Raw genomic sequence first — 14474 nt, 5'->3', positions numbered from 1 at the left:
ACACATGCCCGCAAGTATCTTTTCGCGCATCAGCACCAAACTGGCCATGCTTTCCGCCATCGGCATTTTGCTGGTTGCGGTTATGCTCCTTACCGTCTGGCAGGGAGGCCAGCATGTCGCTCAGCGCGCGAAATACCGGGACGAGCAGTTGATCGTCTCGCGCGATCTGGTCGATGCCAAGGCGTCGTTGCGCGGCCTGCAGGTCGGCGTGCGTGATCTGCGTCTCGCCACTTCCACGGATGAGATTGCCAAGGCAGCCGACTACATCGCCGCACGCCATCACTCGGTTATAAAATATCTGGACGATGCCATGGAGGGGTTGCGATTGCAGGTCAACAGGGACCGGATCGTGAAGCTCAAGGCGTTGGGCGACAGGCTTTATGCCGCCACCGACGACATGGCCGAAATCGTCAAGGCAAAGCTTGCCCTCAAGGCCGGCGATCCTTCGCTTAACGCAAAGGAGAAGGACGTTCAGGTAAAATTGTTGGCAATTTCAGACGAGACAGCCAAGCTGATCGATGAAGGGGTGGACGCCGCAAAGGCGATGGCGACAAAGGCTGAGGAAGAGGCGGATGCCGGCGCTCTTCTCGTTCTAAGCCTCAATCTTGGCATCGGCCTGCTGACCATCGCCACGCTGATCGGCGCTGCGGTCTTTGGCGCTCGCGTGATTGCAAAGCCGATCGGCCGGATTACCGCAAGCATGAGCAAGCTTGCAGAGGGCAATCTCGCTGCCGAGATCCCCTTCGCCAATCGGCGCGACGAAATCGGCCAGATGGCCCGCGCCGTCGAGATCTTCAAGCTAAACGGCATCAAGGTGCGTGAGTTGGACACTGCCGGTGCGGATAAGCGGGCGAAGGTCATTGAAATGCAGATGAACATCGACGCGGTCATCACCGCAGCGGTTGCCGGAGACTTCACGCGTCGCGCCATCGTGGAATATGGCTATCAGGACCTGAACCAATTCGCATCGGGCGTGAATGACCTCGTTGCGGCAGTCAACCGCGGAATCGCCGAGACCTGTCGCGTGGTTGCTGCGCTCGCCGACGGCGACCTGACCGAGAACATGAGGGGCGAATTCCAGGGCGCCTTTGGCGAGCTCAAGGAAAACGTCAACGCGACGATGGTCAGCCTGCGCTCCGTTCTCGGCGAGGTGCGCGCCGCTGTCGACATCATCAACGGCGGCGCCGGCGAAATGCGGATTGCCTCTGGAGATCTGTCGAAACGCACCGAGCAGCAGGCGGCGTCGCTGGAGGAAACCTCCTCTGCCCTGGAGGAGATCACCGTCGCAGTGAAGAACTCGACCGAGCGGGCACTGGAAGCCAGCTACATGGTGGATGAGGCGAAGAAAGGCACCGGGCAGTCGAGCGCCGTCGTCAGCCAGGCCGTTTCGGCCATGGGGCGGATCGAGCAGGCCTCCGGCGAAATCGTCCAGATTATCAACGTTATCGACGAGATCGCCTTCCAGACCAATCTTCTGGCGCTCAATGCCGGGGTCGAGGCGGCACGCGCCGGTGAGGCCGGCAAGGGCTTTGCCGTCGTCGCACAAGAGGTGCGCGAACTGGCGCAACGCTCGGCCAATGCGGCCAAGGACATCAAGGTGCTGATCAACCGCTCCAGCAGCGAAGTCCATTCCGGGGTGAAGCTGGTGACGGCGACGGGTGAGGCGCTTGGCGATATCCAGGGCCAGGTGGTCAAGATCGACGAGCATGTGCGCTCGATCGCCACGGCGGCAAGGGAGCAGTCGACCGGCCTCTCCGAGGTCAGTACTGCCGTCAATCAGATGGATCAGGTGACGCAGCAGAATGCGGCGATGGTGGAGGAATCGACCGCAGCCACGAACCGGCTGGCGGACGAGGCGGCGAATCTCGCCCGATTGATCGCCCGCTTCAAACTGGATGCCGCTCAAGTAGCCCCACGCGCCGTCACGTCGGAAAGCAGACCGGCGATCTCTCCTGCGCGCGCGCTCGGTCAGAGGCTGGCAGGCGCATTTGGCAGATAAGTTGCCGTGGCGGCTGCCGTGATTGCCGCCGGTCGAAAAGCGTCAGGGCGGGCGGCAAAGTTCGCAACCACAAAATCCACGAAAGCGCGGACTTTTGGTGAAAGCTGACGATTGGATGGCCAGACGAGCGAGAGCGAACCGTACGGCACCATGAAGGAGGTGAGGACGGGGACCAAATTTCCGGTTCGCATATCGGGCTCTGCGACGTAGACGGGCAGATGCGCAAGGCCCAAACCGTCCCGTGCTGCTCGCAGACCTGCATCCGTGTTGTTGAATGTCAGGCTTCTCGGCAAAAGCAGCCGCTCGCATGGCGGGCGGAATGCCCACGGCGCGACACGACCGCTGGACGGGTATTTGAAGTGAATGCAGGCATGTCGGGAGAGATCATCCGGGGTCTCCGGTCGCCCATGGCGCTTGAGATAATCGGGACTTCCGCAAACGACGAAATGTTGATCGCCGAGATGGCGGGCAATCAATCGTGCATCGGCAAGCTCACCGCTGCGCACGACGACATCCAGGCCCTCTGCGACCAGGTCTATGACCCTGTCTTCGAAATCGATGTCCAGCTCGATCTCCGGAAATCGCTCGGCAAAGATCGGCAGGATCGGCATAAGAAGGTGATGTCCGACGATATGCGGCACGCTGACACGCAGGCGTCCCCTTGGGCGTTCCCGGCTTCGTGAGACTGTAGCCTCTGCGTCATCCATGTCGTCGAGGATGCGTTTGTAGCGCTCGTAGAGAACGGCTCCTTCCTCGGTCAGGCTGATACTGCGCGTCGTCCGGTTGAAGAGCCGCACGCCCAGCCGGCTTTCGAGGCGCGCCACGGCTTTTCCGATCGCCGACGGCGAAACTCCGGCAACCCTGGCGGCTGCGACATAGCTCTGTTGTTCGGCGGCGTAAACGAAGGCGACAACGCCTGCGAGACTCTCCACATCAACACCCAATTGAAGACATTTTGTCCTTTATGTAAGTCCAGGAGCGGTAATTGATCAATATTGCATAGGAAATATCCTCTGTCTGAATTCGTGGCCAGCCAATATCAAAGGAGTGAGCGATATGCCGGACTATGCAAAAGAACGACCCGAGCACACGGAAAAATACATCGGAGAGAATGACTTATTTCTGGAAATATTTCATGGGCGCGGTGATTCAAGGCAGTCCGTTCGGCCGCCTTTGCTCTTCGTCCACGGCGCCTTTACCGGGAGCTGGATGTGGAGCAAGTACATTCCGCATTTCATATCGGCGGGATGGAACTCTTATTGCATCAACCTGCGAGGCCACTACAAAAGCAGGTCGGCGGATTTCACAAAAATCCTGTTTGAAGATTACCTGGAAGACATCCGGCTGGTGATCTCCGAAATCGTCGAAGAATGTGGAACTCCTCCCATCGTGATCGGATTCAGCATGGGAGGAATCCTGAGCCAAAAGCTGGCGGAAAGCGTGGGGATTGCCGGACTGGTGCTGATCGATTCCAGCATTTGCAGGGAAGTACATGCCGAAGTGCCCTATCGCGATCTCGCGTTAAGAATGCCCGGCCTCGTGGTCCCCGCGCCCGCACGCGACGAGCAAATCAGTATCGATGAAACATTCGAGGATATCGCATTCCAGCGGAAGTACCTGTCCATGGAATCTGCAAAGGCATTCGGCGCATTTTCCTTTCATTTCGGCGCGGAGGGGATTTCCGTCGAAGGCGAGAGGATCACCTGTCCCAGCCTCGTCATTTGCGCCGTCAACGATGAATCCGATGATCATCGAGGCCGGGCGACGGCTCGCCACATCGGCGGCGGGCTCCGGGGTACGACACATACGGGTCTGCTTGTCGGACAGAGGTATTCCGAAGCGGTAAGCCGAATTATCGACTGGTTGGCGCGCTTTGATGGATGATAGATCTGCCGATCGGGCGTCATCCTCGACCGGCTCCCGAGCACAGAGCCGCAAGCCGAAGCTCAATCCTCCAGACCAAGGCTCGCCAGCAGGCGGCTGACATAGGCTTCCAACCCGCCGACCATATCGAAACGCGCGGGATCGCGCAGCCAGAGCATTTGCAGGCCATCCATCACCGCAATCAGCTCGGCCGCTATCGCCTTGCCATCGATCCTGCCGTCTATCGAGCCATCGGCGACAGCCCGGTCGACGGTCGCGACGATATCGTTCTGCAACTGGGTGGCGCGATTGAGAAACCATGCCTTGGCCGGGTGGTCCTTCATCAGGCTCTCGGCATTCAGGATAGCGAAGGCCCTGATGACCTCGACCATTTCGGCGTTACGGCGGAAGACCTCGACCATACCTTTGAGAAGGCCACGCAGGTCGGCACGATGGATGCCGATGAAGCTTTCGCTTTCGAGATCGCGCTTGTCCAGAATGGCGAGCAGCAGATCGACTTTGGTCGGGAAGTGGTGCAGCAGGCCGGGCAGCGACAGGCCGACGTCGCGGGCCACATCGCCGATGGCGGCATTCTGGTAGCCGTCTTCGGCGAAGCGCCGCATCGCGGCCGTCAGGATCTCCGCGCGGCGCGCCTCGCCCTTGCGGGATCTGCGTCGTCGCTTTTCCTCCTGTCCAGACTTCAATTCGGCAAACTCTGCCATCGTCTCTCCTCTTCGGCACTCTCAATCCATACATCAGGCTTAGGCGGTTGACATCTTAAAAATACCGAGTAATCGGTAGGTTTAAGAATTGCATGGCGCGGAGCAGTCGCGCACGCCTGGCGCCGCCGCGCAGCGCCCGAATTCCAGTTCAAGGGGAGGTTTGCATGATCGATTCCATTCTCGACAAGATGACGCTCGAGGAGCAAGTCTCGCTGTTATCAGGCGCCGATTTCTGGACGACGGTTCCCGTCGAGCGTCTTGGTGTGCCGAAAATCAAGGTGACGGACGGACCGAATGGCGCGCGCGGCGCGGGTTCGCTGGTCGGCGGCGTCAAGGCGACCTGCTTTCCCACTGCCATCGCGCTCGGCGCCACCTGGAATCCCGATCTCGTCGGGCGCATGGGCGTGGCGCTTGCCCATCAGGCAAAGAGCAAGGGGGCCGCGGTGCTGCTAGCGCCCACGGTGAATATCCATCGTTCCGGTCTCAACGGGCGGAATTTCGAATGTTATTCCGAGGATCCGATGCTGACCGCGGAACTCGCCGTTGCCTACATCAAGGGCGTGCAGAGCCAGGGGATCGCGGCGACGATCAAGCACTTCGCCGGCAACGAATCCGAGATCGAGCGGCAGACCATGTCTTCCGATATCGACGAGCGGGCGCTGCGCGAAATCTACTTTCCGCCCTTCGAACAGGCTGTCAGGCGCGCCGGCGTGATGGCCGTCATGTCCTCCTATAACCGCCTCAACGGCACCTATACGAGTGAGCACGAGTGGCTGTTGACCAAGGTGCTGCGCCAGGAATGGGGCTTCGACGGTATCGTCATGTCCGACTGGTTCGGTTCGCATTCGACGGCCGAGACGATCAATGCCGGTCTTGATCTCGAAATGCCGGGTCCGGCCCGTGATCGCGGCGAGAAACTGGTTGCGGCCGTCCGCGAGGGGAAGGTCGAAGCGGCCACCGTGCGGGCGGCGGCGCGGCGTATCCTGCGTCTGCTCGAGCGGGTGGGCGCCTTCGAGACGGCGCCCGATCTCACGGAGCAGGCGGTCGACCTGCCGGAGGACCGGGCGCTGATCCGGCGCATCGGCGCAGAAGGCGCAGTCCTTCTGAAGAACGACGGCATCCTGCCACTTGCCAAGACTTCGCTCGACCGGCTTGCTGTCATCGGACCCAACGCTGCGAGCGCGCGGGTCATGGGCGGCGGCAGCGCGCAGATCGCGGCGCATTATACGATCAGTCCGCTCGAAGGAATCCGCGCGGCCCTTGCCAACGCCAATAGCGTCAGCCACGCCGTCGGTTGCCGCCATAACCGTCTGATCGAAGTGTTCAAGGGAAAGATCACCGTCGAATATTTCAAGGGACGAGGCTGCCAGGGCACGCCCATTCACGTCGAGACCGTCGACAAGGGCGAGTTCTTCTGGTTCGAGCTGCCTTCGGGCGAGCTCGACCCCGCCGATTTCTCGGCCCGGATGACGATGCAATTCGTGCCGGAGGAGAGCGGCGATCATGTCTTCGGCATGACCAATGCCGGACTGGCGCGGCTCTTCGTCGATGGCAGGCTGACGGTTGACGGCCATGACGGCTGGACCCGCGGGGAGAATTATTTCGGCACGGCCAATGACGAACAGCGCAGCATGGTTACGCTCGATGCGGGCCGAGCCCATGCCGTCACCGTCGAGTATGACCCGCCGCTGGCGAACGGGCAGGGGATCAATCTCACGGCCATTCGGTTCGGCGTCGAAAAGCCCTTGGGTGAGGCCGATATCCAGGAAGCTGTCGAGATGGCGCTGAACGCCGATGTCGCGCTCCTCTTCGTCGGCCGCGACGGCGAATGGGATACCGAAGGTTTGGACCTGCCCGACATGCGGCTTCCGGGTCGGCAGGAGGAACTGATCGCGCGGGTTGCGGCTGCCAATGCCAACACCGTCGTCGTGCTGCAGACGGGCGGTCCGGTGGAAATGCCCTGGCTCGGCAAGGTCCGCGCCGTGCTGCAGATCTGGTATCCCGGTCAGGAGCTGGGCAACGCCGTCGCCGATGTCCTGTTCGGCGATGCCGAGCCCGGCGGACGCCTGCCGCAGACATTCCCCAAGGCGCTTGCCGACAATTCCGCAATCACAGGCGATCCAGCCGTCTATCCGGGTAAGGATGGCCACGTGCGCTACGCCGAAGGCGTCTTCGTCGGTTATCGTCATCACGATACACGCGCTGTCGAACCGCTCTTCCCCTTCGGTTTCGGCCTTGGCTATACCCGCTTCAACTGGGGCGAGCCGCGGCTCTCGGCCAACGAAATGGGTCCCGAAGGCCTGACTGTCAGCATCGATGTGACCAATGTCGGCGACCGCGCCGGATCGGAACTGATCCAACTCTATGTGCGCTCGCCAAAGTCCAAGGTAGAGCGGCCGGACAAAGAGCTGCGCGCTTTCGCAAAGCTTTCGTTGCTCCCTGGTGAGACTGGCACGGCCGACCTGAAGATCCTGCCGCGCGACCTCGCCTATTTCGACGTCGAGGCCGGCGTCTTCCGCGCCGAAGCGGGCGGCTACCAACTGGTCGTGGCGGCGAATGCCGCGGATATCAGGTTCGTCATCGACCTGCCGTCACCACTCGAGTATCGGCTGCCGGCTTCGTATTAACGGCAGGCTGGCGGCCCATGTCGTATTTGAGCTGGGCCTAGCCGATACGGTCGATAGCGGTTGACGCCTCCGCGCCAGGCGTTGAGTGGCTGGAGCTGGATCAGGCCGCGTCGGGCTGAGTGCGCAGATTGGTGACGACGCGCCGGTTCTGCACCCTGCAGGAGCGCTCCGTGCAGTCGCGGACTTCGCGGTCGTTGCCGTAGCCCTTGGCCCACATGCGCCTGGCGTCCACGCCCTTCGAGACGAGATAGGCCATCGCCGCATCGGCGCGCTTCTGCGACAGCGTCTGCATTTTCGATGCGGAGCCGGAATCGTCGGCAAATCCTTGCAGCTTGAGCAGCCAGGTCGGGTTCTTGTTGAGCCAGATGGCCTGGTTATCCAACGTTGCCATGGCGACGGAATCGAGCGTGGCGGAATCTTGCGTGAAGTAGATCCGTCGGCCGACATTGAGGATGAAATCCTCCTCGCTGCCAGCCGCGACATTTTCGAAACCGGGCGCGGGATCGTTGGTCTGGCCGGTCATCGGCGCAGCCGTTGGTTCTTCCAGGGAGGCGATCTTGGTGGTGGAGCAGGCGGCAAGCGCCAGGAGCATGGCCGCGGCGAGAAGGCGCCTCGTATATCCGGTCATCGCAGACATCAGGGGATATTCCTTATTGGACCGGAGTTGCTTGACTGACCTGAGCTGCACTTTCAGCCTGATCGGCAATATGCGGCAGAACCTGTACAGCGGTGCCGATGGGGCAACGCTGGTAAAGATCGATGGCGTCTTCGTTGAACATGCGGATACATCCGCTGGAGGCATCCTTGCCGATGCTCCACGGCTCCAATGTGCCATGGAAGCGATAGCCGGTGTCAACGCCGTCGCGATGCAGGTACATGGCGCGGGGCCCGAGTGGGTTCTTTGGCGAGCCTCCGGCCACGAATTCCGGCAGTTCGGGATGGCGCTTGCGCATCTCCGGCGGCGGCGTCCAGCGCGGCCAAAGCGATTTAGCATCGATCGTGGCCCGGCCAAACCATTTGAAGCCCTCGCGGCCGACGCCGACGCCGTAGCGAATGGCGGTCTTGTTCTCCATGATGACGTAGAGAAAATGGTGCCGTGTATCGACGACGACGGTGCCGATCGGCTCGCTGCTGAAATATTTGACGACTTGGCGGTGCCACTTCCTGTCGATCTTGGCGAAGTTGGTCTTTTGGAAGGTCACGCCATTGTCGACGGCGGTGCCGGCAAAATTGGAAGACGCGACGGCAAAGGCGGGTTTCTGGATCGCACCCACGCCAAGTAACGCCAAACCACCAAGCAAAATATCCCTGCGGGTCCCCACCATCGGCAATATCCCCCTTAAAGCCAGCAGCGGAATATTAGTAAATCAGATTTTTCATTTGCGACAACAGAAAATTCTTCTCTTCCATAAAGACCGAGATCGCCTTTCCGGTTTCATGGGTCTGTATTGCTATGGTCGTTACCCCGGACGATCGTACGCCAGACAAACATACGGATCCCTCAAACGGACAGACAGTTGACAGTCGCCCAGGCCCCCCACTCCAGGCGCCCCGCACAACAGAACCGATTCCGATGGCAATTCACCTCTGCGCAGAGCGTGCTGGCCCGATATCTGCGTGCAACCTCTTCGGGAGTGTCGAAGGCGTAGATTTTATCGACTAAAAGGTGACTAAAATAATCATCTTATGTTGACAAGGTCTCTTTCGCTCCATAGTTTCCGCCCGCATCCGAGAGGTAGGGACCAAGCAATGGCGCGTGTTTTTTTGAATGTTTCTAATAACGTATCGAGAATTTATAGAGATAGCCTATTTGTCACGACAGCGATCGTCCTGATCGGCATTGCAGCATCGCCGGCCGCAGCCCAGAGCACTTCTGCCGATGCCAATGCGACAGCGCTGGATCCGATCGTCATTGAAGGCGGCGCATCCTCTGATAGCAAGACCGACCGGACCTCCGTTGCCGCCAAGAACAGCTCGGCTGCGACCAAAATCAACACGCCGCTCATCGAAACGCCGCGTTCGGTCTCGGTGACCACCGAGAAGGAAATCGAGCAGCGCGGCGCGCAGAGCATCATCGAGGCCGTGCGTTATTCGGCCGGCGTGACGACCGGACCGAACGGCTTCGATCCGCGCTTCGATCAGATCTTCATTCGCGGCTTCAACATCACGACGGTCGGTGACTATCGCGACAGCTTGCGCCAGCCTTATATCAATTACGGTATGTTCCGCACCGATCCATATCAACTGCAGCGCGTCGAGGTGATCAAGGGGCCGGTATCCGTTCTCTACGGATCGGGATCGCCGGGCGGTTTGGTGAACAAGATATCGAAGCTTCCAACCGAAGAGCCGATCCACGAAGTCGGTATCTCCTACAGCACCAAGGATCGGGCTCAGGCGATGTTCGATTTCGGTGGGCCGATCAGCGAAGGGAACGACGATTTTCTCTATCGCATCGTCGGCCTTGCACGCCACGGCGACAACAATTTCGATATTGCCGACGACCGGTATTTCCTGGCGCCGTCCTTCACCTGGAAGCCCGACGAAGGCACGTCCTTCACGCTGTACGGCCTGGCGCAGTCCGACGAGACCGATGCCAATGTCGGCGCGATCACGACCGTCGACGGCAAGATTCTCGACATAAGGCAGAGCGATCCCGATTACGACTACCAGAAGGTCAAGCAGCAGCAGGTCGGTTATCAGTTCGAGCACGAATTCGACAACGGCCTGACGTTCCGCCAGAACCTGCGCTATTCGCATCTCGATCTTAGGGCTCGTTACCTCGGCGTTTCCAGCTGGACCGGTACTGTCGCCCATCGTAACGCCAGTTCGATCCGGGACGAGATGAACGTCTTCCAGGTCGACAACCAGCTCGAGGCAAAGTTCGATACGGGTCCCCTTGCGCATACGATGCTGTTCGGGCTCGACTACACCAATCTCCAGTCGAACTGGGGCTACGGCATCGGGGCGGTGAACTCGGCATTCGATTTCGATATTGCCAACCCGACCTATGGTGTTTCGGGCGCTACACCGGACTATAACTTCATTGTTGCCGATGCCGATATGCGCCAAGTCGGCATTTACGCCCTGGACCAGATCGAGGCTGGAAACTGGCGCTTCAACCTCGGCGGCCGCCAGACCTGGGTGAACCAGACGCGCGACACGACCTACCCCTCTTTCGGCTTGAACGACTCGGAAGACGTCAACAAGAATGCCTTCTCCTGGCAGGCCGGTGCGCTTTACCTCTTCGACAACGGCATTGCGCCCTTCGTTTCCTACGCGACCTCGTTCGATCCGGTGACCAACCGGTCGACATCCGGCAAGATCCTGGAGCCGACGGAGGGCGAACAGTACGAGGTCGGCGTGAAGTACCAGCCGCCCGGCACCGACATCCTGCTGTCGGCGGTCGCCTATCACATCGTCGAAAAAAACAAGCCTGTGCTGGTCAATCCGCTGACCCTTGCCTATGATTCGCTCGGCGAAGTGACGGGAAAAGGCATCGAGCTTGAAGCGCGTGCGGCAGTTGCCGACGGCCTCGACATCATTGCGGCCTACACCTACAACCATTCCGAGGTGACCGGAGGCGACAATGAGGGCAACACGCCGGCCTTCACGCCCGCGCATGTCGCAAGCCTCTGGGCCAACTATACTTTCCAGGAAACCAATCCCTTCAACGGCCTCTCGCTCGGCGCAGGTGTCCGCTACATCAGCAACAACTGGACGGACACGGCCAACACGTCCAAGAACCCGTCGAGCTTCTATGTCGATGCATCCGCCGCCTATGATTTCGGAGCGGTCGACAAGAAATACGAGGGCCTGACGGCTGCCTTCAATATCCGCAACATTGCCGACCACCGCGACACGGTCTGCAACGAGGGCTTCTGCTATCTCGGCCAGGGCCGCAACATGACAGCCACCTTGAAGTATCGGTGGTAGGCGTGGCGGCAGCGACGAACGGGGCATCTCGGCGCCGGAATTCGATCGCCGGTCATTCTGTCGCCCACCAGGCCGTCGACCTCGATGGCCTGGTGGGCGACAGTCCGTTCTCCTATTGCCGCGGTAAGTTGCTCAGCGCGCCACCGCAGACAGGCATCGTCGTTCCCTGCAGGGATCTTTGCGACCGGGCGATCTTTGACGAGGTCATTGGCCGTTATGCGCAAAAGTTTCCCGGCAGCGACCGCCGCGCGATCGTCTCCATGTGGACGCTCTACTATTTCAGCATGCTGACGATCGCTCCCAGCGTCCACATGTTCGTGCATCGGATCGGGCTGCCGCTGGAGATCGATCGGCTTTCCCTCGTCTGCAACGAACATACGGGCGAGCCGGAGGCATTCGTGATGTCCGAAAGGCCTGAGGCGACCACCGATCCGGCCGCTGAGCTTCACTGGCTGATGCGCGGCCATGTCGAGCCGGTAATCGCGGCGATCGCCGCCAATGCCGCCGTCGCTCCGAAGCTTCTCTGGAACAATGTTGCGGCTTATCTCTCCTGGATTCTCAAGGAGATCGCCCATCGCCACGAGCCCGGCCTCGTCGAAGGCGGGATGGCCCTGATGGAAGAGGCTACATGGCCGTGCGGTGGGCGCAATCCGATGTTCGGCATGATCCGCATCGCACGACAGCAATGCGGCCTCGAATTCGCCCGCCGGAAAGTCTGCTGCCTGCGCTATAACCTCCCGGGAGTCGGTGGCTGCGGTGAAGCCTGCCCGCTGCCGGACGGGCGCCATTAGAGCGCCGCGCGCACTTTTGGGCGCACAAAGGACGCTCCAACACTTTCAATCCTCCTATTGTGCTTGATCAGCCGCATCGGGGCTCCGACCAGGGCAGGCAGAAAAGCCTTTGCCTCCTTCGGCCGCCCTCGTCGTCTCAACGCATAGCCGCACCTTCCGGGACGTCGGCGAGCGGCTTGACCATGAACAGGCACGGATGGTCCTCGTGCCAGAGCTTTGCAAAGACCTCCGCGCGCACGAAGCCGTTCCGGTCATAGAAACGCCGCGTCGCCTCGAATTGCGGCTCGTCGCAGCCGCGGGGGGCGAGCGTCTTGACTGTCAGCAACCGGGCGCCCGATTCATGGCCGAAGCGTTCAGCCGCATCGATGAGATGTCGTCCGGCGCCGCGACCGTGGTGTTCGGGTCGTGTCGCAATCAGCGCGATCTCGACGGCGCCGGGCGGGTGCGGCTTAAGCGCCATCAACGCCGTCACGACATCTCCTTCGATATAGCCGAACACCGGCAGGTCTTCGACCGCCCGGGCGCTCGCTTCGATAACCTCAGGTTCTGAAAACCAGTCGGGCAAAGCCCCCATGATCGATCGGCAGAGCTCCGCCTTGCCCGTCAGGATCTCCACTGTCCTTCCCATTTTTTCTCGCTTTCATCAGGTCGATTTAAACTTGACTCTTGTTATCACCTTAAAATAGACACTGCAATCAAATCGTGTAGTTTCTCTCGAAGAGGCCCGCCAAGACCGCACCCGACCAGCAACGACAGAGCCTGATTTTCCATTTGTAAAAGGGTACAGGACAATGCAAGCATTGCATCGTGATGTGAACGGAAATGCCGTTGTCAACGCCATGATCGAAAACAAGGACAAGCTCCTTAGAACGATTGAAAGTGTTGTCAAATCAAAGTCATATTCGGAGGATATCTTTCAGGACGGAGTCATTAAAGCCTATGGGGTCAAGACCGACGGCATTCGCTGCCCGATCGGTTACGCCTTCCGGATGGTCTATAATCTCGCACTCGACGAAAGCCGCCGCCGACGCCAGCAGATGAACAACTATAGGTCGATAGACCAGGTTCAGGAGATCACGGCTCCCATCCCCACCGTGCTCGACCAACTGGTCGCCGCCGAGACCTTGCGCAATGTGCTTGCCTCGCTCGAGGCGCTGCCGAAGCGAACCAATGACGCCTTCATTCGTCATCGCCTCAACGGCGTGCCGCAGAAGGACATCGCAGCCGAACTCGGCGTCTCAAGGACCCTCGTCAACTTCATGATCAAGGCGGCGGAGGAACATTGCCATCTGGCAATCATAGAACCTGCCTCCCGCCCTGATCATGCGAGCCGACAGGATCCTACCGTTTCGCTGCGTGCAGCGCCTGCTGCAAATCGCTCCACAGCAGTTCCGGCTCTTCCAGGCCAACGGCGAAACGAACCGTCTGCTCGCTCACGCCGAACCGGATGAAAGAGGTCATCCGGTCGGGGATCTGCAGCGCGACCTTGGCAGGGACCACCAGCGTTTCCGGTCCCCCCCAGCTGACGCCGAGGCGGATGTCGCGAAGGCTGTTTACGAAGCGTGCAACATCGATATCGGGATTGAGATCGAAGGCGAACAGCCCCGCATAACCCGTGAGTGTTGCCCGGCCGGGATGGTCCTGGAACACCGGATGACGAACGCGTGCGATCGCGGAATGCTCCTTCAGTCGCCCGGCCAGCAAAAGCCCGCTGCGCTCGTGCTCTTTGAGACGCACGCGCAGCGTGCGCATGCCGCGCAGCAGCAGCCAGGCCTCGAACGGTGAAAGCTTGGCGCCGACATAGGGGTAGGACGTGGCATTGATCCTGGCGATGGCCTCCTTCGAGCCGACGACGATGCCGGCGACCGTATCGCTGTGACCGCCGAGATATTTCGAGGCGGCGTGAATGACGATGTCGACGCCATGCTGGATCGGTTTCTGAAACAGCGGCGTTGCCCAGGAATTGTCGATGACGGTGGTAACGCCGGCCTCCTTTGCCATGGCCGACAGCGCCGCAATGTCCTGAAGCTCGAAGACGAAGGATGTGGGGTTTTCGAGGTAGAGCAGCTTGGCGCCCGACAGCGCCTTGCGGACCTCGTCGTGGTCGGCAGGATCCACGAAGTCCACCGCGACCCCGAGCCTGCCGAGCAGCTTCACCAGAAGGCGGTAAACATCGTTGTAGAGGTGACGGACCGCAACGACCCGGTCGCCCGCCTGCACGAGGCTCAGAATTGTCGATGTGATGGCGGCCGTTCCGCTCGAGAAGGCACGTCCGTCCTCTGCGCCCTCGAGGCGGGCGACCAGGAGTTCGAATTCGCGGACCGTCGGATTGTCGCCGCGCGAATAGATATAGTTGCGGGTACGACCGGCGAAGACATCCTCCATCGCCTCGTAACTGTCGTAGGTGAAGAGGGACGTCTGGAAGATCGGCGGAGACACGGCGTTGAATGCTGCCGGATCGACAGGCGTAAAGAGATCGTCGGCGGTCGCATGGGCGCCAAGGTCGTGCGGGTTGATCGACTGGTTCATGGTCATCCTC

At 60.4% G+C, this 14474-nt stretch carries 12 protein-coding genes; 6 read left to right on the top strand and 6 right to left on the bottom strand.

The features are described 5' to 3' along the window. Positions 1–4: 4 nt before the first annotated feature. Complete coding sequence (locus tag EEQ99_RS17885) at positions 5–1999, top strand: methyl-accepting chemotaxis protein (RefSeq protein WP_127430837.1); 1995 nt, start codon at positions 5–7, stop codon at positions 1997–1999. Here EEQ99_RS17885 and EEQ99_RS17880 read toward each other — a convergent pair. Next, entirely contained in the window at positions 1969–2931 is a 963-nt protein-coding gene (locus tag EEQ99_RS17880; protein ID WP_063474172.1) for a LysR family transcriptional regulator, read from the bottom strand. The two genes, EEQ99_RS17885 and EEQ99_RS17880, sit on opposite strands and share 31 nt — an antisense overlap. Before the next feature lie 124 nt (positions 2932–3055). On the opposite strand from EEQ99_RS17880, the gene EEQ99_RS17875 reads away from it, so the two are divergent. Continuing rightward, positions 3056–3883 (top strand): alpha/beta hydrolase, encoded by an 828-nt coding sequence (locus tag EEQ99_RS17875; RefSeq protein WP_127430836.1) that lies wholly within the window; start codon positions 3056–3058, stop codon positions 3881–3883. A gap of 62 nt (positions 3884–3945) precedes the next feature. Here the strand turns inward: EEQ99_RS17875 and EEQ99_RS17870 are convergent, their stop codons facing one another. Further along, a complete protein-coding gene (locus tag EEQ99_RS17870; protein ID WP_127430835.1) occupies positions 3946–4584 on the bottom strand; it encodes a TetR/AcrR family transcriptional regulator in 639 nt (212 codons plus the stop codon). 164 nt (positions 4585–4748) lie between these two features. Here EEQ99_RS17870 and EEQ99_RS17865 point away from each other — a divergent pair, with 164 nt between their 5' ends. Further along, entirely contained in the window at positions 4749–7211 is a 2463-nt protein-coding gene (locus tag EEQ99_RS17865) for a glycoside hydrolase family 3 C-terminal domain-containing protein (RefSeq protein WP_127430834.1), read from the top strand. 100 nt (positions 7212–7311) lie between these two features. On the opposite strand, the gene EEQ99_RS17860 is transcribed toward EEQ99_RS17865, so the two are convergent. Then, positions 7312–7848: an OmpA family protein gene (locus EEQ99_RS17860; RefSeq protein WP_063474043.1), complete on the bottom strand. Its 537-nt coding sequence runs from the start codon at positions 7846–7848 to the stop codon at positions 7312–7314. A 13-nt stretch (positions 7849–7861) separates the two neighbouring features. Further along, a complete protein-coding gene (locus tag EEQ99_RS17855) occupies positions 7862–8536 on the bottom strand; it encodes a L,D-transpeptidase (protein WP_047616699.1) in 675 nt (224 codons plus the stop codon). 424 nt (positions 8537–8960) lie between these two features. Between EEQ99_RS17855 and EEQ99_RS17850 the strand changes: the two genes are divergently transcribed. Continuing rightward, positions 8961–11144, top strand: coding sequence for a TonB-dependent siderophore receptor (locus tag EEQ99_RS17850; protein ID WP_097543313.1), 2184 nt, complete (start codon positions 8961–8963; stop codon positions 11142–11144). 2 nt (positions 11145–11146) lie between these two features. Next, positions 11147–11935, top strand: a complete 789-nt coding sequence (gene fhuF, locus EEQ99_RS17845; protein WP_097543314.1) for a siderophore-iron reductase FhuF — start codon at positions 11147–11149, stop codon at positions 11933–11935. Between the two features lie 136 nt (positions 11936–12071). On the opposite strand, the gene EEQ99_RS17840 is transcribed toward fhuF, so the two are convergent. Beyond that, positions 12072–12563 carry a GNAT family N-acetyltransferase gene (locus EEQ99_RS17840; RefSeq protein ID WP_097543315.1) on the bottom strand — a complete coding sequence of 164 codons (492 nt, stop codon included), beginning with the start codon at positions 12561–12563 and terminating at the stop codon, positions 12072–12074. 163 nt (positions 12564–12726) lie between these two features. Between EEQ99_RS17840 and EEQ99_RS17835 the strand changes: the two genes are divergently transcribed. Then, complete coding sequence (locus tag EEQ99_RS17835) at positions 12727–13386, top strand: sigma-70 family RNA polymerase sigma factor (RefSeq protein ID WP_097543316.1); 660 nt, start codon at positions 12727–12729, stop codon at positions 13384–13386. On the opposite strand, the gene EEQ99_RS17830 is transcribed toward EEQ99_RS17835, so the two are convergent. Beyond that, positions 13277–14464 carry a PLP-dependent transferase gene (locus tag EEQ99_RS17830; protein ID WP_063474049.1) on the bottom strand — a complete coding sequence of 396 codons (1188 nt, stop codon included), beginning with the start codon at positions 14462–14464 and terminating at the stop codon, positions 13277–13279. The two genes, EEQ99_RS17835 and EEQ99_RS17830, sit on opposite strands and share 110 nt — an antisense overlap. Between the last annotated feature and the right edge of the window lie 10 nt (positions 14465–14474).

It is taken from the genome of Rhizobium anhuiense (assembly GCF_003985145.1).
GTDB classification, from domain to species: domain Bacteria; phylum Pseudomonadota; class Alphaproteobacteria; order Rhizobiales; family Rhizobiaceae; genus Rhizobium; species Rhizobium anhuiense.
This window is presented reverse-complemented; position numbering and strand designations above follow the sequence as displayed.